The sequence below is a fragment of the Microbacterium sp. JAI119 genome, from assembly GCF_013410135.1.
Classification (GTDB): Bacteria; Actinomycetota; Actinomycetes; order Actinomycetales; family Microbacteriaceae; genus Microbacterium; species Microbacterium oxydans.
In genome coordinates, this window is the sequence record NZ_JACCCK010000002.1 from 201,088 (window position 1) to 220,980 (window position 19,893).

The window sequence follows — 19,893 nt, forward strand, 5'->3', positions numbered from 1 at the left end:
GTCTCGCACTCGAAGCGGCGGGCGGGCGGGAGCACCGACCGCGAGGCGGGCGCGACGGCTCTCCGTGTCAATCCCCGCATCGCCCGCATCAGCGCAGGTCGTACACCCGCTTATACTTCCCCTCGCTCCGGGGCAGCGCTCCCGGCTCCTCGAGTTGGACGGCCACCGTCGATCCGACGAAGATCTTGATCCGCTGCGCCAGCACCTCCGCGGCGCTGCGGCAGGTATCGACGGACAGGTCGGGGTGCCGCTCGATGCGGACCTTCAGCGTGTCCATGCGCCCCGCCTTCGACAGCTCGAGGATGAAGTGCGGGGTCAGCTGCTCGATCCCCAGCACCAGCTCCTCGATCTGCGTGGGGAACAGGTTCACGCCCCGCAGGATGATCATGTCGTCGTTGCGGCCGGTGATCTTCTCCATCCGCCGCATCCCGGGCCGGGCCGTCCCGGGAAGCAGGCGGGTGAGGTCGCGGGTGCGATAGCGGATGACCGGGAACGCCTCCTTGGTCAGAGAGGTGAACACGAGTTCCCCGAGTTCGCCGTCCGGCAGCACGGCGCCGCTCTCTCCGTCGATGATCTCCGGCAGGAAGTGGTCCTCCCACACATGCGGACCGTCCTTGGTCTCGAGACACTCGTTGCCCACACCGGGCCCCATCACCTCGCTGAGACCATAGATGTCGAGCGCGTCGATGCCGAGGCGCTGCTCGAGCTCGTGACGCATCTCGTTCGACCAGGGCTCCGCTCCCAGAACCGCGACCTTCAACGAGGTGGAGCGCGGGTCGACTCCCTGCGCGGCCATCGCATCGGCGATCGTCAGCAGATAGCTGGGCGTGCACAGGATCGCGTCGGGCTCGAAGTCGAGGATCAGCTGCACCTGGCGTGCGGTCTGGCCGCCGGACATCGGGATGACCGTCGCGCCGAGCGCTTCGATGCCCGCGTGTGCGCCGAGCCCGCCGGTGAAGAGTCCGTAGCCGTAGGCGTTGTGCACCTTCATGCCGGGGCGGATGCCGCTGGCTCGCAGCGAACGCGCGACCAGCGCGCCCCACCGCTGGAGATCGCCTCTGGTGTAGCCGACGACCGTCGGGCGGCCGGTGGTGCCGCTGGAGGCGTGGATGCGGGCGACGTCGGACATCGGCACAGCGAACATCCCGAACGGATAGGTCTCGCGCAGATCCGCCTTGGTCGTGAAGGGAAGCAGCCGCACGTCGTCGAGCGTGCGGATGTCGTCCGGGTGCACGCCGGCCTCGTCGAACTTGCGCGTGTAGAGAGGCACGTTCGCGTAGGCGTGGCGCACGGTCTGCTGGAGTCGACCGAGCTGGAGCGCGGCGATCTCGTCGCGCGACATCCGCTCTTCCGCGTCGAGCTCGGCGGATGCGGGCGGGTGGACGTGGGAGGGTGTTGCGGTCGTCATCGACACGAGGTTCTCCGGAGCATTCAGAAGGTCTGGCTGGTGGTGCGGGAGCGCCCGCGGAACTCGGCGACGGGATCGCCCCGTTCGTCGACCACGGTCACGTCGTAGATGCCGGAGCGTCCGCTGAGCGACCGTCGGACGGCGGTGGCGGTGAGGGTCTGTCCCGATACGGTCGGCTTCAGGAAGGAGATGTCCGCGCCGGCGGCCACGGTGACCCTGTCGTCTTCGTTGCACGCGATCGCGAAGGCGGTGTCCGCCAGGGCGAAGACGAAGCCGCCGTGGGTGATGTGGAAGCCGTTGGTCATGTCGTCCCGCACGCGCATCGAGACGACCGCGTGGCCGGGGTCATCGCATTCGACCACGAGGCCCAGCGAAGCCGAGGCGCGGTCGCGCTCCATCATCGCGCGGTTCGGGCGCGCGTCGTCCGTCGTCCACGCCGTCGCTTCCGTCATCGTCGACCTCCTCGTCGAGCGGGTTCGGGCGCTGCACCTGCGGTACCCGATCCGCTCATACTAACCGACCGATCGTTCAGTTAGTCAAGCAGGTCAGCCTCGTCTGCTCCGGGATCCCGGCCTGTGGACGAACCCCTCAGCTGAAGTCGGGAAGCCGGCGCAGTGTCGCATCCTCCGTCAGGATGCCGGTGATCACGGCACTCGGGTCGCCGGCGTCGCGATCGACGCGGAACCGGATCGCCGCCCCCTCGCGCGTCGTCCACTGATAGAAGTACTCGCCGGAGGACACGATACGGATCGCCGTGCCCCCGGGGAACGCATCCTCGGCCTCGCCGACGGTGTCGCCGATCCGCACCTCGCCTGCCGTCGGCAACGCGGCAGGATCCTCCTGGGGCTCGTTCCCGACGTTCGCGGAACCGATGGATGCGGCATCGACGACGGAGTCGCCCGCGTCGGTCCACAACAGCACAGAGGCCGAACCGTCCGGACTGACGATCCGCGTCTGCCCCCCGTCCCACTCCGGCCTGATCACCGTCGCTCCCGGGACGGCCGCGATGGCCTCGTCGAGGTCGGAGCCGAGGACGATCGGCCCGATCCCGGTAGCGCTCACCTGCCAGCTGCTCCACGCCGCAGCAGGGTCGACAGCAGGCGGCGTCGCTGCGGGCGCCGGCGGGTTCGCGGTCAACTCCTCGATCAGCTGCGACCGAGCGTCGGACGCCTGGTCGCTCAGGAACGCGGCGGCCCGCTCAGCGTCGAAGGCGGCGTCGCCGGTGAACGGCTGCCAGAAGTTCACGAGGACGTTGCCGACCGACGCGTACCCCTGGTAGAGCCGGTGTCCGCCGCCGAGTCCGTCGTCGAGCACCAACGCTCCGGTGACGGCGCGGATCCCATCCCCGGAGTCGAGCGTGGTCGAGTCGAACGTCGACGCGCCGCTGCCGTAGGTGAAGTCCGCGCACTGCTTCGCCACCTCGACGTACCGGTCCATCAGCCCCTGCGCCGTCGCCTCGTCCGCGAACTGGAGCACATGCATCCAGCCGTCCCGCCCATCGGGGAGGGAGCTGGTCCACGTGACCGAGCGCGCGCCGATCGACGCCTGGGAAGGCTCGTAGAGGAAGAGGTTGCAGATCGCCGGCGAGAGCTCGGGGCCGCCTCCGTCGGAGATCTGGATCAGCGACGGTGACGGCGACCCCACGTCGCCGACGTCGGGGAGGAGACCGGCGATCTCGTCGGCGCTCGGCAGGAACCAGTCGAGCTGGTCTCCGACGAACACCGTCGGACCGTCGTACGGCGCCGGAGCAGGGCTCTCGGTTGCCGGAGTCGGCTTCGGTGTGGCTTGCGGTGCGGGCACGCACCCCGACAGGGCGATGATCGCCCCCGCCGTGAGCACTCCCAGGACAGTTCGTGACGACCACCGTGTGGACATGGACCCTCCGATTGCTCGCGACGCCCCGATCGACGCCCCCTCGCTGACGAGCCTAGAGCCGGATCCATCGCCCTCACCCTTCTGGACCATGTCCATATCAGAATGGAACGAAACGCATGCCGAGGTGCGCATACGACGTGGCAGGACCGTCTCGTTCACCCCTCGACGAGAGCCGAGGAAGCGGCAGCGCGCGCGGCATCCGCAGAGCTCGCACCGACTGCTGCCTCCGCGGCTCGTCGGCAGTCATCGACGGACAACTCCTGCAGGCGCGCGGCCACGCGACCGAGCGATCGCGGCGCCATGGACAGCGACGTCACCCCGAGGCCGATCAGGACCGGAGCGAGCGCGGGGTCGCCGCCTGCTTCGCCGCAGACGCCCACCGACTTTCCGGCAGCCCGACCTGCGGCACCGACGGCGGCGATGAGTCGCAGCACTGCAGGCTGCCACGGATCGTTGAGGTCGCCCAGATCGCTGAGCAGCCGATCCGCCGCCATCGTGTACTGGGCGAGGTCGTTGGTGCCGAGGCTCACGAAGTCGACGACCTCGAACAGCTCCGCGGCGAGCAGTGCGGCGGACGGGGTCTCGATCATGATGCCGACCCTGTCGAGCCCCGCGGACCGACAGCGTTCGGCGAAGTCCCTGGCCTCGTCGACCGTCGCGACCATCGGAGCCATCACCTCGACCTCCGCCGCTTCCGCCGCAGCCGCTCGTGCGAGGGCGACCAGCTGATCATCGAGCAGCTGCGGGCGGCGTCGGGCGATCCGCAGCCCGCGCACGCCGAGCGCGGGGTTGTCCTCGCTGTCGGAGTTGGCGAAGGGAAGGGGCTTGTCGCTCCCCGCGTCGAGGGTGCGCACGACGACCTTGCGCCCAGGGAAGGCGGACAGCACGCCGCGATAGGCGGTCACCTGTTCGTCGATGCTCGGCGCCTCGGCGCGGTCGAGGAAGCAGAACTCCGTGCGGAAGAGTCCGACACCCTCCGCATGCGCCGAGGCCGCCACCGTCGCGTCCTCCGCTCCTCCGACGTTGGCGAGCAGCGGTATGCGGTGCCCGTCGGAGAGCGCTCCGACGCCGTTGAAGTCGACAGCGGTCGCCGAGGCGCGCGCTTCGGCGACGCGGGATTCCGCCGGGGCGACCTCCACCGTGCCGCGGTCGCCGTCCACGAGGACCATCGTCCCCACCGGGATCGCCTGGGCGTCGACGACACCGACGACAGCCGGCAGCCCCAGGGAGCGCGCGATGATCGCCGTGTGCGAGGTCGGTCCGCCCTGGACCGTGACGAGGGCGACGCATCGGCCCCCGGCGAGCAGAGCGGTGTCAGCGGGAGCGAGGTCGGCGGCCACCAGCACGAAGGGATCGTCGCGCTCGGGGACACCCGGCATGTCGACTTCGAGGATCTCGGCGATGATCCGGTCGCGTACATCGCGGATGTCGGCGATGCGCTCGGCCATCCGACCCCCCAGCGCGGCGAGGGCCTTCTCGTGGACGACGGCGGTCTCCCAGACCGCACGGGCGGCGGTGCGCCCCTTGGAGAGGACCAGAGCCGTCGCCTCGGACACCAGCTCGGGGTCGGAGGCCAGCAGGCGCGAGGCATCGAGGATGGCCTTGGTCTCTCCCGTCGCCTGCGCCGTGCGCGAGCGGAGCTGATCGGCGACCGCGACGGCGGCCCACTCGATCGCTGACACCTCGGAATCGCGGTCGGCGGGGGGCACCAGCACGTCCGGATCGGGTTCGGGAAGCGGCGGTGCGAGATGCACGACGGGGGCGGCGGCCCGGCCGGAGCTCACCCCGCGCCCGCGGAGCACGGCGCCCGGCGCGACGGTTCGCGTCGGCTCCTCCTGCTCACGCGATTTCGGTTCATCCGCGCCCGTCGGCAGACCGGGTGCGGGTGCGATCGCGGTCGAAGTCGCGTCGCCATCGGGTCCGGTCTCCTCGGTCCCCTCCCCGAAGCCGTCATCGAACAGAGCGACCAGGCGATCCAGCGCCTCCTCTCCCCCATCGCCCCGTGCGGTCAGCTCGATCTCGTCCCCCTGCCGCGCTCCGAGCACGAGCAGCCGCGTCAGGCTCGCCGCCGACGCGTCGGGGCCGTCGGGGAGCCGGCGCACGCGCACATCCGCGCCGGACGACGCCTTCGCGATCAGTGCCGCAGGACGCGCATGGATCCCCTGCGGGTTGCGGACCCGCACTCGTCGCACCTGCGCGTCATCGTCCTTCGGAGCATCGGAGGTCTCCGCCTCGTGCGCCTCCTCGACACCGAGGGCGCCGGTCTTCGCCGCCAGGGCCGTAGAGGCCTCAGCCGCCACGGTGTCGAGCGATCCGCCCGCCGCAGCGGACACGACAGCGGCGAGAAGCCCCTCCACGAAGGGTGCGGGAGCGAGCCGGACGGGCACGTCGCTCGAACGCAGCTCCACCGCGAGTTCCGCGCTGAGCACGGCTGAGCCCAGATCCATGAGCACGAGGACGCCGTCGCACTCCGTGGCGAGCTCATCGATGGCGGCGGACACCGCGACGGCGTCCGTACCGAGGATCGGTACGCCCTCGGCGTCGACTCCGGCGCCGGCGGCGACCCGCACCCGCACCTCGCCGTCGTGGACCATCTGCAGGGCGAGCTCCAGCGCCGCCTCCCCGAGCCGTGCACTGTGGGAGACGGCGACGATGCCGATCATCTGGCGCTGTCCTCGATCGTCTCGGCGAGCGTCTCGAAGAGGATCGCCGTCGAGGCCGCTCCGGGGTCGAGGTGTCCGGCGCTGCGCTCGCCCAGGTAGCTCGCCCTGCCCTTCCGGGCGACGAGAGGGAGGGTGGCGTCCCGACCTGCCGCCGCGGCATCCGCAGCGGCTCTGGCGGCGTCGGAGACGGAGGCGCCCGCGGCGAGCGCAGCGTCCATCGCGTCGACCGCCGGCGCCATCGCGTCGAACATCGTCTTGTCCCCCGCCTCGGCCTTGCCGCGCGCGACGATACCGTCGAGTCCTGCCCGCAGTGCGGCCGCGAGAGCGTCGCCATCGAGATCGGACACGGCACCCGCGGCCATGCCCATGCGGAGGAAGAACGTGCCGTACAGAGGCCCGCTGGCACCGCCGACCGAGCTCACCAGCGTCATGCCGACCGTCTTCAGGAGCTCGTCCACCGTTGCCGGCGCGCCGGCGGACAGCTTCTCGCCGACAGCGCCCATGCCCCGAGCCATGTTGGCCCCGTGATCGGCGTCGCCGATGGCCGAGTCGAGTTCGGTGAGCCAGTCGCGCTTCTCCGTCACGGCGGCGCCGAAGCGTGCGATCCAGTCGGCGAGGAGCGTGGTGTCGACCGCGGCCATCAGACGCCCCATCGCAGACCGGGGGTGTTCACCGGGGCATCCCACAGCCGCAGAAGCTCATCGTCGGCTTTGAGCAGGGTCACCGAGCACCCGGCCATGTCGAGCGAGGTGATGTAGTTGCCGACGAGGTTCCTGGCGACCTGCACTCCGGCCTTCTCCAGCAGCGCGGCGACCTCGCCGTACATGAGGTACAGCTCGATCAGCGGGGTCGCACCCATGCCGTTGAGCATCACGATCGCAGGGCCGGTGCCGTCGATGTCGGCCAGGATCGGCTCGACGAGCTGCCGGGCGATCTCGGAGGCCGGGGCGAGGGGTTCGCGATGCCGACCCGGCTCCCCGTGGATCCCTATGCCGATCTCCATCTGATCGTCCGGAAGGTCGAAGGTGGGCTTGCCCGCTGCGGGCACCGTGCAGCTGGTGAGGGCCATTCCCATCGAGCGGCCCTGTCCGTTCACCTTCTTCGCCAGCTCGACCACGGCCGGGAGGTCGCGCCCCTCCTCCGCTGCCGCACCGAGGATCTTCTCGAGCAGCACGGTTAGGCCCACCCCGCGGCGTCCTGCGGTGTACAGGGAGTCCTGTACCGCGACGTCGTCGTCCACCGTGATGCTGCCCACCTCGATGCCGTCCATGGCGGCGAGCTCGGCGGCCATCTCGAAGTTCAGCACGTCACCGGTGTAGTTCTTCACGATGTGGAGTACACCCGCTCCGCGATCGACGGCCTTGGTCGCGACCTGCACGCGGTCGGGGGTGGGTGAGGTGAAGATCTCTCCGGCGACAGCGGCGTCCAGCATCCCGGTGCCGACGAAACCGCCGTGCAACGGCTCATGGCCGGAGCCTCCGCCGGAGACGATCGCGACCTTGCCCTGCGCCTTGGGCGTGGCGCGCGTGATGACGTGGTTCTCCAGGTCGACGGAGAGCTCGGGGTGAGCGAGCGCGACGCCTCTGAGCGACTCGACGAGAACGTCTTCCGGGGCGTTGATGAGCTTCTTCATCGTTCGATCTCCTTTGATCTTTCGCGGACTCTTTCGCAGAAATCCGAAAGCAATTCGTTAATGTCGAATATGCTCGGAGCCTGCCGGGTTGTCAAGATCAATCGTGAAGCCCGGCTCCATCGACACCGGCTCGACGACGCACCGGAAGGAGGCCCTCCCCGTGATCCAGGCGATCGACCGCGCGGCGAAGATCCTCGAACTGCTCCAGGGGGCACGCCACCTCGGCATCACCGACCTCTCTGCAGCCCTCGGCCTGCCGCCGTCGACCGTGCACGGGATCGTGAAGTCGCTACGCGCGCACGGGCTCGTCGCGAAAGAGCGGGGTGGCCAGCGCTACATGCTCGGCCCCACCCTGCTGCGCCTGAGCAACGTCTACCTCGACACCCTCGACGTGCGCGCCAGAGCCATGCGGTGGACGCAGGAGCTCGCACGCCGCACCGACCTGTCCGTACGGCTGGGCGCTCCGCACTTCACCGATGTGCTCGTCATCCACCACAATCTGCGCCCCGATGACAGCCAGCAGATGCTCGAGACCGGTGTCGCCATCCCCGCCCACGCCTCGGCGATGGGCAAAGTGCTCCTCGCCTACGACCTCGGGTTCCAGCAGAGCGTCTTCGAACAGCCGCTGCGCAGCCTCACCGGCGACACCGTCACCGACGTGGCGCGCCTGACGCTGGAGCTGCCGTCGATCGCCGAACGCGGCATGGCCGGGGAGTTCGACGAGGCCGTCCTCGGCGAGTCCTCGATCGCCGCCCCCGTCGCTGACGCGTCGAACGACATCGTCGCCGCGGTCGCCGTCGTGTTGCCCACCTCGCAAGCGCCGGCGTCGGATGCGATCCTCAACGCACTGCGGGAGACGGCACGCAACATCTCACGCGAACTCGGCGCCACCGCCTGGCCCCCGCGCATCGCGCCCGCCGACGACTGACACCTGTCCCACGCAGCGCCACGCCGACGGTCGGCTGTCAGCCGCGCAGCGCCAGCGCGAAGGGCAGCACGCCCGTCGCCCCGGCACGACGGAGCTCACGCGCCGCGACGGTCATCGTCCACCGGCTGTCGACGAGGTCGTCGACGAGCAGCACCGGTCCGGTCGGCACATCCAGATGCCGAGCGCTGAAGCGCTCCCAGAGTCCCGCCAGGCGGAAGACGCTGTTCCCACCCGGCCCGCCGGAAGGCCCTCCTCCCACGAGTTCGAGCGCCCCGAGATACGGCAGGCGCCCGACATCGGCGAGTCCGCGCGCGAGCGAGTCGACCAGCAGCGGGTGCGAGCGCGAGGGCATCGCGACCACCGCCACGGGGCGCTCCTCCCACCCCCAACCTGCGAGCACGCGGACGCACGCCTGCAGCAGCTGCGGTGTCACCGCGGCATCGGGCGCCCCGGCCGCGAACAGCTCGCGCAGCGCCCCGCCCCAGCCCAGATCGGTGAGACGCGCGAGTGCGCGCCCCTCACTCGCCTGCTCCTCTGCCGGGATGCGCCCCTTGACCGGCACGTCCAGCCGGTCCGCACCGGTCGGCCAGGCACGACGAGGCTCGATCGGCACTCCGACGCGGTCGAGCGATTCCACGGCCTGCGAGCTCGCGGAGGCACCGATCTCCCGCGGGAACCACTCCCCCGCGCAGTTGTCGCACCTCCCGCACGGAGCGGCCGTGTCGTCGTCGAGCGCGCGCTGCAGGAACTCCATGCGGCACCCGTCGGTCTGCTCGTACTCGATCATGTGCTGCTGCTCGGCGACACGCTCGGCGGCGATGCGCTCATACCGCTCGGCGTCGTAGCTCCAGGGTGCACCGGTCGCGACCCACCCGCCCTGCACGCGCCGGACCGCCCCGTCGACGTCGAGCACCTTCAACAGCAGCTCGAGCGGCGTGCGGCGGATGTCGACCATCGCCTCGAGCGCCGGCGTCGAGATCGGAACGTCGCCGAGGGCCCCGATCACCCGCTCGGCTCGTTCACGATCGGGCATCGAAGCTGTCGCGAAGTAGTGCCAGATGTCACGGTCCTCGACGCCGGGGAGCAGCAGCACGTCCGCGCTCTCGCTGGCACGTCCGGCACGACCCACCTGCTGGTAGTAGGCCACGGGGGAAGACGGCGCGCCCAGGTGCAGCACGAAACCCAGATCGGGCTTGTCGAACCCCATGCCCAGCGCGCTCGTGGCGACGAGAGCCTTGACCTCGTTGCGCTTGAGCATCCCCTCGGACTCGGCGCGCTCGTCGGGGTCGGTCTGCCCGGTGTAGGCACGCACGTCGTGGCCGTGCTCACGCAGCAGGCGTGCCGTGTCGACGGCGGCCGCGACCGTCAACGTGTAGATGATGCCGGAACCGGGAAGGTCGTCGAGGTGGCTCAGCAGCCAGGCGAGGCGACTCGCCGAATCGCGCAGGCGCAGCACTCCCAGTCGCAGCGACGTCCGGGCGAGCGGCCCGCGGATCGTGAGCACCGGAACCGCATCGGCGTCGGCGGCCGCCCCGTCGTCCGCTCGGAGGCTGCCGAGCTGCTCGGCCACGTCGGCCACGACACGGCTGTTGGCGGTCGCCGTGGTCGCGAGCACCGGCACGTCAGGCGGCATCTGGGCGATCAGGTCGCGCAGGCGGCGGTAGTCGGGACGGAAGTCGTGCCCCCAGTCGCTGATGCAGTGCGCCTCATCGACCACCAGCATCCCGATGCGCCGGACGAGCGCCGGCAACTGCTGCTCACGGAAGGCGGGGTTGTTGAGCCTCTCGGGAGAGACCAGCAGCACATCGACCTCATCGCGATCTAGCTTCGCGAGCACATCCGACCACTCGTGCGCATTGGTGGAGTTGATCGCCACGGCCCGCACCCCCGCACGTTCGGCGGCGGCGATCTGGTCGCGCATGAGGGCGAGCAGCGGAGACACCAGCACGGTCGGGCCCGCCCCCTGCCGACGCAGCAGGAGCGTGGCGACGAAGTAGACAGCGGACTTGCCCCACCCGGTGCGCTGCACCACGAGCGCGCGGCGGCGCCCTTCGACGAGCGCCTCGATCGCCTCATACTGTCCGTCGTGGAAATCGGCATCCGGGCGTCCGACGAGTTCGCGCAGCGCGGCACGGGCGGACTCGCGGAGGTCGGCGGCCTCGGGGGATGCTGCAGCGGCGTCGGCGGTCATCCCCCCACTCTGCCCCACACCTCCGACACCTCCCACACCTCCCACACCTCCGACACCCGTGGTCGCGTTCCACAGGTTCGCCGGGCCCCGGGCGAGTGCCGTCGTCTAGCGTGAGGGGATGATCACACGCGAGCTCGCCGTCGCCCTGCGGGACACCGGACTGATCTGGCATCCGGCCGATGGCGACCGCTTCCAGCTCGATCTCCCCGACGACGTGGAACTCGAAGCGGAGGCCGACGTCTTCACCGTGAGTGAGATGACGATCGAGGCCCGTCAGACGCCGAGCGGCACCGATCTGGCGTTCAACGGCACGACGGAGTGGGCGCTCGACGCGGTGACGCTCGCGGACGCCGTATGGCTGCCGCGGGAGGACCAGCTTCGCGATCTGCTCCGCGGCACGTTCCGTTCGCTGGTGCGCCTCGAGGACTCCTTCCGCGTCGAGATCGAGGTCGGGGGCGAGCTGCTCGCTTTCGAGCACCCCGACCCCTCAGAGGCGTACGGCCGCGCCCTCCTCGATCTGATCTCCCGCTCGCGCTGACCCCGCCGTCTTGAATCCGGCAGTCCACTGTGTCAGAATTACCAAACGATCGGTCAGTAAAGATGGCCCGATGCCGAGGAGTCGATGATGACCAGTCCTGCAGACCTGTCCCTGGTGGGCGAGATCTCCGATGAGGAGCGCCTGTTCGACGAGCTCATCGCCAACGAGCAGCGCATCGAACCCCGCGACTGGATGCCCGACGCGTATCGCAAGACACTGGTGCGGCAGATCTCGCAGCACGCGCACTCCGAGATCATCGGCATGCAGCCGGAGGGCAACTGGATCACGCGCGCGCCGAGCCTCAAGCGCAAGGCGATCCTGATGGCCAAGGTGCAGGACGAGGCCGGTCACGGCCTCTACCTGTACTCCGCCGCCCAGACCCTCGGCACCACGCGCGACGAGATGATGGACCAGCTCATCAGCGGCAAGGCCAAGTACTCGTCGATCTTCAACTACCCCACCCCGACCTGGGCGGACATGGGCGCGATCGGCTGGCTCGTCGACGGCGCCGCGATCTGCAACCAGGTGCCGCTGTGCCGGGCATCCTACGGCCCCTACGGCCGCGCCATGGTGCGCGTCTGCAAGGAGGAGTCGTTCCACCAGCGTCAGGGCTTCGAGATCCTGCTCACCCTGATGCAGGGCACCGAGGAGCAGCGCGCGATGGCTCAGGATGCGGTGAACCGCTGGTACTGGCCGAGCCTCGCCATGTTCGGGCCGCCCGATGACCAGTCCCCCAACTCGGCGCAGTCGATGAAGTGGAAGATCAAGCGGTTCTCCAACGATGAGCTGCGCCAACGCTTCGTCGGCATGCTCGTGCCCCAGGCCGAGGTCCTCGGCGTCACGCTGCCCGACCCCGACCTGCACTTCGACGAGGAGAGCGGACAGTACGTGATCGGCGAGATCGACTGGGACGAGTTCTTCGAGGTGGTGCGCGGCAACGGGCCCTGCAACGCCGAACGCCTCGAACGCCGCCGGACGGCTCATGAAGAGGGCGCCTGGGTACGCGAGGCCGCGGCCGAGTACGCGCGCAAGCAGTCGCCGAAGACGAAGGCGGTGGCGTGATGGCGACGCCCGGCGCCGACGAGCGCGAGCCCTGGCCGCTGTGGGAGGTCTTCGTCCGAGCGAACCGCGGACTGAGCCACGTGCACGTCGGCTCGCTGCACGCGCCGGACGCCGAGATGGCGATCCGCAATGCGCGCGACCTGTACACGCGTCGTGGAGAGGGCGTCTCGATCTGGGTCGCCCCCGCAGACGCGATCACCACGAGCGACCCCGACGCCAAGGGCGCCTATTTCGAGAGTCCCGCCGGCAAGAACTACCGCCACGCCGTGTACTACACCGCCTCAGAGGGAGTGCCGCACCTGTGAGCACGGCACACGAGGACACGGTGCACGAGGAGACGGTGCACGAGGAGACGGTGCACGAGGACATCGACGTGCACGGGAACGTCTCGGTCGACGAACTCGACCTGGCGCAGGAGCTGTCAGGCACCGGCGCGGTCGCCGCATCGGCCGACGTGGCGGAGTACGCACTTCGTCTCGGCGACGACGCGCTGATCCTCTCGCAGCAGCTGGGCGCGTGGATATCCCGCGCTCCCGAGCTCGAGGAAGACGTGGCCCTGGGCAACATCGCCCTCGACCTGCTCGGTCATGCGCGCTCGTTCCTCCACTACGCCGGGTCCTTCGACGGGCGCAGCGAAGACGATCTGGCCTTCTTCCGCGACGAACCCGATTTCCGCTGTGCATGGATCGTGCAGCAGCCCAACGGCGACTTCGCCCAGACCATCGCTCGCCAGTTCGTGGTGGCCACGTACATGTTCGAGCTGTACTCGGCCCTGCGCGGCAGCAGCGACGAGACGTTCGCCGCGATCGCGGAGAAGTCGCTCAAGGAGGTCGACTACCACCGCGACCACGCCGTGCAGTGGATCCTGCGTCTCGCCGGAGGCACGGAGGAGTCGCGCGCCAGGATCATCCGCGCACTCGGCGACGTGTGGCCGTACGTCGATGAGCTGTTCCGCGACGACGATCTGATCGCGCGGCTCGGCGACGCGGCCGTGGTGCCGTCGACGCTGCGGCCTGCTTTCGACGGCGTGGTCGAGACGGTGTTCGCGGAAGCGGAGCTCTCGGTGCCCGCCGTGATGTCGTCGTCGGCCGGCGGGCGCACCGGTGCGCACGCGACCCCGCTCGGCCACATCCTCGCCGAGATGCAGGTGCTCGCCCGCAGACATCCGGGGGCGACATGGTGACTCTCACGCCGACGCAGGCCGCGTGGCGGATCGCTGCCTCCGTGCCCGACCCCGAGGTTCCTGTGCTCACGATCGAGGACCTCGGTGTGCTCCGCGCGGTGGAGGTCGACGGCACCGCGGTGCATGTCGACATCACCCCGACCTACAGCGGCTGCCCCGCGATGGACACGATCCGCGACGATGTGGTCCTGGCTCTCACCGCCGCCGGCTTCGACGAGGTGTTCGTGCGCCTGGTCCTCTCCCCCGCCTGGACGACCGACTGGATGACACAGGCGGGCAAGAGCAAGCTCGCCGAGTACGGCATCGCACCGCCCTCGGGCCGCGCCGCCGTGTCGACCGGCCCCATCCGCCTGGCGTTGAGCGTGCGCTGCCCCCGCTGCGGGTCGCTCGACACGCGCGAGGTCTCCCACTTCGGCTCCACGTCATGCAAAGCCCTGTTCGAGTGCCGCGCCTGCCTCGAACCCTTCGACCACTTCAAGGTGCACTGACATGTCGCTCTTCACCTCCGCGCCAGCGCCCATCCCGCAGGCGACGACGCCCCGCGAGACCGCACCCCGCAAGCGCGCCCGGTTCCACACCCTCACGGTCGAAGACGTGCGCCCGCTCACCGACGACGCTGTCGAGGTGACCTTCACGGTTCCCGCCGCCCTCGCCGACGAGTACGACCACCTGCCCGGTCAGTACGTCGCGCTGCGCACGACACTCGACGGCGTCGAAGTCCGGCGTTCCTACTCGCTGTGCCGCGCCCCGGAACACCGCGGCGACGGTCAGGACACGCGCTTGAGCGTCGCCGTGAAGCGGGACGAGGGAGGTCTCTTCTCCACGTGGGCGCAGACCGGTCTCCACGCCGGCTTCGAGATCGACGTGATGAGCCCGCAGGGCACCTTCACCTCCGCTCTGCCCGACCTCGACGACCGGCACGTGGTGGGGATCGCGGCCGGCTCCGGCATCACGCCGCTGATGGCCCTCGCGCACACTGTGCTCACCCGGTCGGACACGTCGCGATTCACCCTGCTGTACACGAACCGCGCCACGCTCGACGTGATGTTCCTGGAAGATCTCGCCGACCTCAAGGACCGCTACCCCACCCGACTCGTGCTGCACCATGTGCTGTCCCGTGAACAGCGGGCCGCTCCCGTCCTCTCCGGGCGCATCGACGAGGAGAAGCTCCGCACGATCCTGGCGACCCTCATCCCCCCGTCGACCGTCGACGAATGGTTCCTGTGCGGCCCTCTCGCTCTCGTCGACCTGTGTCGCGAGGTGCTGGCCGACCACGGTGTCGACCGCTCCCACATCCGCTTCGAACTGTTCACGACGGGTGATGAACCCGTGCGCGCGGCACGGCCGGTGCAGGTGCGTGCCGGCGAGAAGACGGTGCGTATCGAGGTCACTCTCGACGGCGTCTCGTCGACCGTGGAGAGCCCCGTCGACGCCAGGGAGTCGGTGCTCAATGCGGCACTGCGCGTACGGCCCGACGCTCCGTTCGCCTGTGCCGGCGGAGTCTGCGGCACCTGCCGCGCACGCGTGATCGAGGGCAGCGTGACGATGACCGAGAACTACGCCCTGGAGCCCGACGAGCTCGAGCGCGGCTTCGTGCTCACCTGCCAGTCCCACCCCACCAGCGACCGCGTGGTCGTCGACTACGACGTCTGATCGAGGAGCGCCCATGATCGACCTCACCATCGCCGACGACGTGGCCATGATCGTGCTGGACGCGCCATCGAAGCTGAACGCTCTCGACGAGAGGGCACTCGCCGAACTGGATGCCGCCTATGTCGAGGCCGAGGCTGCGGGAGTGCGAGCACTCGTGCTCCGTGGCGAGGGGCGCGCGTTCTGCGCGGGGCGTGACATCTCCGGCGTCGACCCACGGGACGACGATGTGCTCGGCTATCTCGGCGGTCTGGTGACCCCTCTGCTGCAGCGCATGTCGCGGTTCCCCGCGCCGACGTTCGCTGTCGCCCACGGCGCCTGCCTCGGCGTGGGCCTCGGCCTGCTGATCGCGACCGACGTGGTCTATGTGGCGGAATCGGCGAAGATCGGCTCCCCGTTCGCCGCCCTCGGTGCGACGCTGGACTCCGGCGGACACGCGCTCTTCCTCGATCGGCTCGGCGCGCACAAGACGCTCGACCTCATCTACACGGGACGCCTGATGAGCGGCACCGAGGCCGTGGCGTCCGGCCTGTTCTCCCGCGTGTTCCCCGATGATGAGGTGGTGCAGGCCACGACCGACGCGGCCGCCGCCGCCGCTCGCGGTGCGACGGCGGCGTTCCTCGCGAGCAAGGAGCTCCTCGCCCGCATCCGCGACGAGCGACTCGCCCTGTGGGATGCGGTCGGGATCGAGAACGCCGCACAGGCCGCGCTCTGCGACACCGACGACTATCGCGAGGGCTTCGCGGCGTTCCAGGAGAAGCGCAGGCCCGAGTTCCGCGGGCGCTGACGTCCGGGTTCCCGCTTCTCGGCAGCGTCGTCTCCAGCGTCGGAGGCCGATGCGACAATACGGAGATGATGCTCTCCGAGGTCGTCTCCACGGCAGAAGAGGTCTCCGCCACGGCGTCCCGCCTCACGAAGATCGATGCCCTCGCACGGCTGCTGGCGCGTTCCGCAGCGGACGAGCTCCCAGCCGTCATGGGGCTCCTGCTGGCCGCTCCGCGCCAGGGACGGCTCGGCGTCGGTTGGCGGGGACTCGCCGCCATCGAGATCACGCATGCGGAAGATCCCACCCTCACGGTGAGCGACGTCGATGCCTCGCTCACCGCCCTCGCCGCCGCCTCCGGATCAGGCTCCGCGGCAGCCCGCACCGGGATCCTCGGCGAGCTCGGCTCGCGAGCGACGGCCGCCGAGTGGGACTTCCTCGTCCGCGCCATGCTCGGCGAGCTTCGCACCGGGGCATTGTCCGGCGTCCTTCTCGACGCGGTCGCGAGAGCGTCCGACCGGCCACTCTCCCTCGTGCGCCGCGCCGCCATGCTCTCCGGCGATCTCGGCGAGACCGCTCGTGTCGCCCTCACCGAAGACGCAGACGCGCTGGACGCGGTCGGCCTCGAAGTCGGTCGCCCTGTCCTTCCCATGCTCGCCTCCACCGCGGCGACGCCATCGGCTGCACTCGAGATCACCGGCACGGCGTCGGTGGAGTACAAGCTCGACGGTGCTCGCATCCAGGTGCACCGTCACGGCGACGACGTCGGCGTCTACACGCGGAGCCTGGCCGACATCACCCACCGCGTACCGGAACTCGTCGAGATCGTGCGCGCTCTCCCCGTGGACGATGTCATCCTCGACGGCGAGACGCTGTCGCTCGATGAAGACGGTGGGCCCAGGCCCTTCCAGGAGACGATGTCGAGGTTCGGTGCCGATGCCTCCCGCGAACTGGTGCTGCGGCCATGGTTCTTCGACGTGCTGCACGTGGACGGACGCGACCTGATCGACGAGCCGCTCTCGATCCGCCTCGCCGAGCTCGAGCGCGTGGCCGGCGACTGGCGGATGCCCGGCATCGTGACCGACGACCCGGATGCCGCGGAGCAGCTGTCGCACGAAGCCCTCGCCGCCGGCCATGAAGGCGTGGTGGTCAAGGGTCTCGACGCCCCCTACGCCGCCGGCCGTCGGGGCAAGTCCTGGGTCAAGGTCAAGCCCGTGCTGACCTTCGATCTCGTCGTACTCGGCGCGGAGTGGGGTTCGGGCCGCCGCCGGGGATGGCTGTCGAACCTGCACCTGGGTGCGCGCGACCCCGACGGCGAGTTCGGCGACCCCGGGGAATTCGTCATGGTGGGCAAGACCTTCAAGGGCCTCACCGACGAGCTGCTGCGCTGGCAGACCGAGGAGTTCCCCGAGCATGAGACCCACCGCACGGCGTCGACCGTGTTCCTGCGCCCCGATGTCGTGGTCGAGATCGCCATCGACGGCGTGCAGCGCTCTCCGCGGTATCCGGGAGGTGTCGCGCTGCGTTTCGCCCGGGTGAAGGGCTACCGGCCCGACAAGTCGCCGGCCGAAGCCGACACGATCCAGACGCTGCGCTCCCTGCTGCGCGGCTGACGAACCACGCGAGTCAGGCGGACCGCGTTGAGGCCGACGGCATTCAGGCCGACGGGGCGAGTCCCAGGTCCTCTTCCCGCACGGTGCCGCGGAACGACCACGGGAAGTTGATCCAGAGGTCGGTGTCCTTCCATGCGAAGTCGGGCTGGATGATCGTGGAGGGCTTGGTGTAGATCGTGACCGACCGCACATCGGCGCCCTTGTCCTTCAGCAGCTGCACGGCCAGGGCGAGCGTGCGTCCGGAGTCGGCGACGTCGTCGACCAGCAGCACGCGGCGGCCATCGAGGTACGCCATGTCGAGCTCGGGAGGCAGCACCTCGGGCGCGTCGAGCACCGTGCCGATGCCGGTGTAGAACTCGACGTTGATGGCGCCGCAGTTCTTCGCGCCCAGCCCGTAGGCGATCGCCCCTGCCGGGAGCAGGCCGCCCCGGGCGATGGCGACGACGACCTCCGGCATGAAGCCGCTGTCCAGGATGCTTCGTGCCAGATCGCGCGTCGCCTCCCCGAAGCCGTCCCAGGTGAGTGTCTCGCGCTCGATCTCCGCATCAGTCATTCCTGCATTCTCCCGCATCTCTGCGGGCTCGCTCGCCGATAGACTGAGCTGGTCCGGCCAGGCCGGTGCCTGAAAAAGAGGCACGAAGCACTTCGCGAAGACGCGGAGGCGAGACACATACGGATCCCGCAGTTCCTCCGTCCCTGTCTCGAAAGGCTTTCCCATGCCCTCCGTGTCCGCCCATGTCGCCCTCACCCTCGCCCAGCACATCGATGCCGTCTTCGGAGTGATGGGCAACGGCAACGCCTACTTCCTCGACGCGATCGAGACGCAGACGGATGCGGTGTTCACCGCCGTCCGTCACGAGCAGGGTGCTGTGGTCGCAGCCGACGCCCACTTCCGCACCTCGGGTCGCATCGCCGCAGGCACCTCGACGTACGGAGCCGGCTTCACGAACACGCTGACCGCCCTCGCCGAGGCCGTGCAGGCGCGGGTGCCTCTGGTGCTGGTCGTCGGCGATGAGCCCACGTCCGGCCCCCGCCCGTGGGACGTCGACCAGATCGCCCTCGCCTCGGCGGTCGGCGCCCGCACCTATACGGTCGGACGGGCCGACGCCGCCGCCACCACGGTCATCGCGATCGAGCACGCCCTCACGTACCGGGTGCCCGTCGTCCTCGCGATCCCCTATGACGTCGCAGCGCTCGAAGCAGGTGAGGTGCCGGATGCTCCCTCACCCCGGATCCCGGCCCCGCTCGCCCCTCGCGGCGAATTCGCCGATGCGATGCTCGACGAGATCGCCACCGCCCTGGCCGGGGCAGAGCGCCCGTTCCTGCTCGCCGGTCGCGGCGCGTGGCTGTCCGGTGCGAGCACCGCGCTGGGAGAGCTGGCCGCGGCCACCGGCGCTCTCACCGCCTCTTCCGCTTTGGGCCGCGGAGTGTTCCCCGACACCAGGTACGACCTCGGTGTGACCGGTGGCTTCGGGGCGGACGGAGCGATGGAGCTCGTGCGATCTGCAGACGTCGCCGTCGTCTTCGGAGCGGGCTTGAACCAGTTCACGATGCGTTTCGGCGACCTGTTCGCGCCGGGGACCCGGGTCTTCCAGATCGACATCGCGGCGGCGGCGACGCACGCCCACGTCGGAGGCTTCGTCCGTGCGGACGCCCGTCTCGCCGCGGAAGAGCTCGTGGCGCGGATAGGAGACGCCGGCTCGGCGCACTCCTGGCGCGAGAGCGTGGACGTGGCGGCCGCACGCACCTACGACCGCGGCGACGACCTCGCCCCCGACGGGCGTCTCGACCCGCGCTCCGCCGCTCGTCGCATCGCCGAGCTGCTGCCGGAAGACCGCGTCGTGGTGTCGGACGGTGGGCACTTCATCGGGTGGGCGAACATGTACTGGCCGGTCGCCGCCCCCGACCGCATGATGATGGTCGGCACCGCGTTCCAGTCGATCGGGCTCGGTTGGCCGAGCGTCGTCGGGGCCGCTCTCGCGCGCCGCGAGTCCACCGTGGTACTCACCTCCGGCGACGGCGGCGGGCTGATGGCCATCGCTGATCTGGAGTCGGCCGTCCGGGCGGCGGGAGGACGCGGCATGGCGGTGGTCTGGAACGACGCGGCCTACGGAGCCGAAGTCAACCTCTACGGTCTCAAGGGACTGGCGGAAGGACCCATGCGCATCCCTGAGGTCGATTTCGCCGCGTTCGGTGCGGCCGTCGGCGCGGAGGGCGTCGTGGTGCGCACGCTCTCCGATCTCGACCGTCTCGCCAACTGGGTCGAGGAGGACCCGTCCTCACGGCCCTTCCTGCTTCTCGATCTGCGCGTCTCGGGCGATGTGATCGCGCCGTACCAGCAGGAGATCATCCGCGTGAACTCCTGACGCCGCGGGACAGTCGGCAA

18 protein-coding genes are annotated in these 19,893 nt (G+C 69.9%); 10 read left to right on the forward strand and 8 right to left on the reverse strand.

Annotation, left to right across the window (positions count from 1 at the left end; all coding sequences use genetic code 11):
- Positions 1-88: 88 nt before the first annotated feature.
- From paaK to dhaK, 6 genes are all read right to left on the reverse strand, one after another.
- Positions 89-1,408, reverse strand: a complete 1,320-nt coding sequence (gene paaK, locus HDC31_RS11795; protein ID WP_113681231.1) for a phenylacetate--CoA ligase PaaK — start codon at positions 1,406-1,408, stop codon at positions 89-91.
- 23 nt (positions 1,409-1,431) lie between these two features.
- Positions 1,432-1,860 carry a hydroxyphenylacetyl-CoA thioesterase PaaI gene (gene paaI, locus HDC31_RS11800; RefSeq protein WP_113681228.1) on the reverse strand — a complete coding sequence of 143 codons (429 nt, stop codon included), beginning with the start codon at positions 1,858-1,860 and terminating at the stop codon, positions 1,432-1,434.
- 136 nt (positions 1,861-1,996) lie between these two features.
- Positions 1,997-3,283, reverse strand: coding sequence for a sensor domain-containing protein (locus tag HDC31_RS11805; protein WP_179516134.1), 1,287 nt, complete (start codon positions 3,281-3,283; stop codon positions 1,997-1,999).
- A 155-nt stretch (positions 3,284-3,438) separates the two neighbouring features.
- Positions 3,439-5,946, reverse strand: coding sequence for a phosphoenolpyruvate--protein phosphotransferase (ptsP, locus tag HDC31_RS11810; RefSeq protein ID WP_179516135.1), 2,508 nt, complete (start codon positions 5,944-5,946; stop codon positions 3,439-3,441).
- Positions 5,943-6,587: a dihydroxyacetone kinase subunit DhaL gene (gene dhaL, locus HDC31_RS11815; protein ID WP_061017936.1), complete on the reverse strand. Its 645-nt coding sequence runs from the start codon at positions 6,585-6,587 to the stop codon at positions 5,943-5,945. Before dhaL ends, ptsP begins: the two co-directional genes overlap by 4 nt.
- The gene (dhaK, locus tag HDC31_RS11820) at positions 6,587-7,579 is read right to left on the reverse strand and encodes a dihydroxyacetone kinase subunit DhaK (RefSeq protein ID WP_058632482.1); all 993 of its coding nucleotides are present in this window, start codon (positions 7,577-7,579) and stop codon (positions 6,587-6,589) included. Before dhaK ends, dhaL begins: the two co-directional genes overlap by 1 nt.
- An 88-nt stretch (positions 7,580-7,667) precedes the next feature.
- Between dhaK and HDC31_RS11825 the strand changes: the two genes are divergently transcribed.
- A complete protein-coding gene (locus HDC31_RS11825) occupies positions 7,668-8,507 on the forward strand; it encodes an IclR family transcriptional regulator (protein WP_227751373.1) in 840 nt (279 codons plus the stop codon).
- 37 nt (positions 8,508-8,544) lie between these two features.
- Here the strand turns inward: HDC31_RS11825 and HDC31_RS11830 are convergent, their stop codons facing one another.
- The gene (locus HDC31_RS11830) at positions 8,545-10,698 is read right to left on the reverse strand and encodes a RecQ family ATP-dependent DNA helicase (RefSeq protein WP_179516136.1); all 2,154 of its coding nucleotides are present in this window, start codon (positions 10,696-10,698) and stop codon (positions 8,545-8,547) included.
- 118 nt (positions 10,699-10,816) lie between these two features.
- Between HDC31_RS11830 and HDC31_RS11835 the strand changes: the two genes are divergently transcribed.
- From HDC31_RS11835 to HDC31_RS11870, 8 genes are all read left to right on the forward strand, one after another.
- Entirely contained in the window at positions 10,817-11,236 is a 420-nt protein-coding gene (locus HDC31_RS11835; RefSeq protein ID WP_113680094.1) for a pilus assembly protein CpaE, read from the forward strand.
- Positions 11,237-11,323: 87 nt separating this feature from the next.
- Entirely contained in the window at positions 11,324-12,298 is a 975-nt protein-coding gene (paaA, locus tag HDC31_RS11840) for a 1,2-phenylacetyl-CoA epoxidase subunit PaaA (RefSeq protein ID WP_113680096.1), read from the forward strand.
- The gene (gene paaB / locus HDC31_RS11845; protein WP_017828375.1) at positions 12,298-12,603 is read left to right on the forward strand and encodes a 1,2-phenylacetyl-CoA epoxidase subunit PaaB; all 306 of its coding nucleotides are present in this window, start codon (positions 12,298-12,300) and stop codon (positions 12,601-12,603) included. The genes paaA and paaB overlap by 1 nt, the downstream gene beginning before the upstream one ends.
- Positions 12,600-13,481, forward strand: a complete 882-nt coding sequence (gene paaC, locus HDC31_RS11850) for a 1,2-phenylacetyl-CoA epoxidase subunit PaaC (protein ID WP_374939222.1) — start codon at positions 12,600-12,602, stop codon at positions 13,479-13,481. Before paaB ends, paaC begins: the two co-directional genes overlap by 4 nt.
- Positions 13,475-13,969 (forward strand): 1,2-phenylacetyl-CoA epoxidase subunit PaaD, encoded by a 495-nt coding sequence (gene paaD, locus HDC31_RS11855; RefSeq protein WP_046748862.1) that lies wholly within the window; start codon positions 13,475-13,477, stop codon positions 13,967-13,969. Before paaC ends, paaD begins: the two co-directional genes overlap by 7 nt.
- A 1-nt stretch (position 13,970) precedes the next feature.
- Positions 13,971-15,134, forward strand: coding sequence for a 1,2-phenylacetyl-CoA epoxidase subunit PaaE (paaE, locus tag HDC31_RS11860; protein ID WP_113680093.1), 1,164 nt, complete (start codon positions 13,971-13,973; stop codon positions 15,132-15,134).
- A gap of 13 nt (positions 15,135-15,147) precedes the next feature.
- Positions 15,148-15,918 (forward strand): enoyl-CoA hydratase/isomerase family protein, encoded by a 771-nt coding sequence (locus HDC31_RS11865; protein WP_113680092.1) that lies wholly within the window; start codon positions 15,148-15,150, stop codon positions 15,916-15,918.
- Positions 15,919-15,983: 65 nt separating this feature from the next.
- Positions 15,984-17,507 (forward strand): ATP-dependent DNA ligase, encoded by a 1,524-nt coding sequence (locus HDC31_RS11870; RefSeq protein WP_113680091.1) that lies wholly within the window; start codon positions 15,984-15,986, stop codon positions 17,505-17,507.
- A 43-nt stretch (positions 17,508-17,550) separates the two neighbouring features.
- Here HDC31_RS11870 and HDC31_RS11875 read toward each other — a convergent pair whose 3' ends face one another.
- On the reverse strand, positions 17,551-18,060 hold the full coding sequence (locus tag HDC31_RS11875; RefSeq protein WP_046748858.1) for a phosphoribosyltransferase: 510 nt from the start codon (positions 18,058-18,060) through the stop codon (positions 17,551-17,553).
- Between the two features lie 163 nt (positions 18,061-18,223).
- Between HDC31_RS11875 and HDC31_RS11880 the strand changes: the two genes are divergently transcribed.
- On the forward strand, positions 18,224-19,873 hold the full coding sequence (locus tag HDC31_RS11880) for a thiamine pyrophosphate-binding protein (RefSeq protein WP_046748857.1): 1,650 nt from the start codon (positions 18,224-18,226) through the stop codon (positions 19,871-19,873).
- Positions 19,874-19,893 lie beyond the last annotated feature (20 nt).

What these genes read in the sequence shown, in the direction of transcription:
- paaE (WP_113680093.1), top strand. Translation starts at nt 13,971, where the DNA reads ATGTCGCTCTTCACCTCCGCGCCAGCGCCCATCCCGCAGGCGACGACG.
- paaK (WP_113681231.1), bottom strand. Translation starts at nt 1,408, where the DNA reads ATGACGACCGCAACACCCTCCCACGTCCACCCGCCCGCATCCGCCGAG.
- HDC31_RS11830 (WP_179516136.1), bottom strand. Translation starts at nt 10,698, where the DNA reads ATGACCGCCGACGCCGCTGCAGCATCCCCCGAGGCCGCCGACCTCCGC.
- paaI (WP_113681228.1), bottom strand. Translation starts at nt 1,860, where the DNA reads ATGACGGAAGCGACGGCGTGGACGACGGACGACGCGCGCCCGAACCGC.
- ptsP (WP_179516135.1), bottom strand. Translation starts at nt 5,946, where the DNA reads ATGATCGGCATCGTCGCCGTCTCCCACAGTGCACGGCTCGGGGAGGCG.
- HDC31_RS11805 (WP_179516134.1), bottom strand. Translation starts at nt 3,283, where the DNA reads ATGTCCACACGGTGGTCGTCACGAACTGTCCTGGGAGTGCTCACGGCG.
- paaD (WP_046748862.1), top strand. Translation starts at nt 13,475, where the DNA reads ATGGTGACTCTCACGCCGACGCAGGCCGCGTGGCGGATCGCTGCCTCC.
- paaB (WP_017828375.1), top strand. Translation starts at nt 12,298, where the DNA reads ATGGCGACGCCCGGCGCCGACGAGCGCGAGCCCTGGCCGCTGTGGGAG.
- HDC31_RS11865 (WP_113680092.1), top strand. Translation starts at nt 15,148, where the DNA reads ATGATCGACCTCACCATCGCCGACGACGTGGCCATGATCGTGCTGGAC.
- HDC31_RS11880 (WP_046748857.1), top strand. Translation starts at nt 18,224, where the DNA reads ATGCCCTCCGTGTCCGCCCATGTCGCCCTCACCCTCGCCCAGCACATC.
- dhaL (WP_061017936.1), bottom strand. Translation starts at nt 6,587, where the DNA reads ATGGCCGCGGTCGACACCACGCTCCTCGCCGACTGGATCGCACGCTTC.
- dhaK (WP_058632482.1), bottom strand. Translation starts at nt 7,579, where the DNA reads ATGAAGAAGCTCATCAACGCCCCGGAAGACGTTCTCGTCGAGTCGCTC.
- HDC31_RS11875 (WP_046748858.1), bottom strand. Translation starts at nt 18,060, where the DNA reads ATGACTGATGCGGAGATCGAGCGCGAGACACTCACCTGGGACGGCTTC.
- paaA (WP_113680096.1), top strand. Translation starts at nt 11,324, where the DNA reads ATGACCAGTCCTGCAGACCTGTCCCTGGTGGGCGAGATCTCCGATGAG.
- HDC31_RS11870 (WP_113680091.1), top strand. Translation starts at nt 15,984, where the DNA reads ATGATGCTCTCCGAGGTCGTCTCCACGGCAGAAGAGGTCTCCGCCACG.
- HDC31_RS11835 (WP_113680094.1), top strand. Translation starts at nt 10,817, where the DNA reads ATGATCACACGCGAGCTCGCCGTCGCCCTGCGGGACACCGGACTGATC.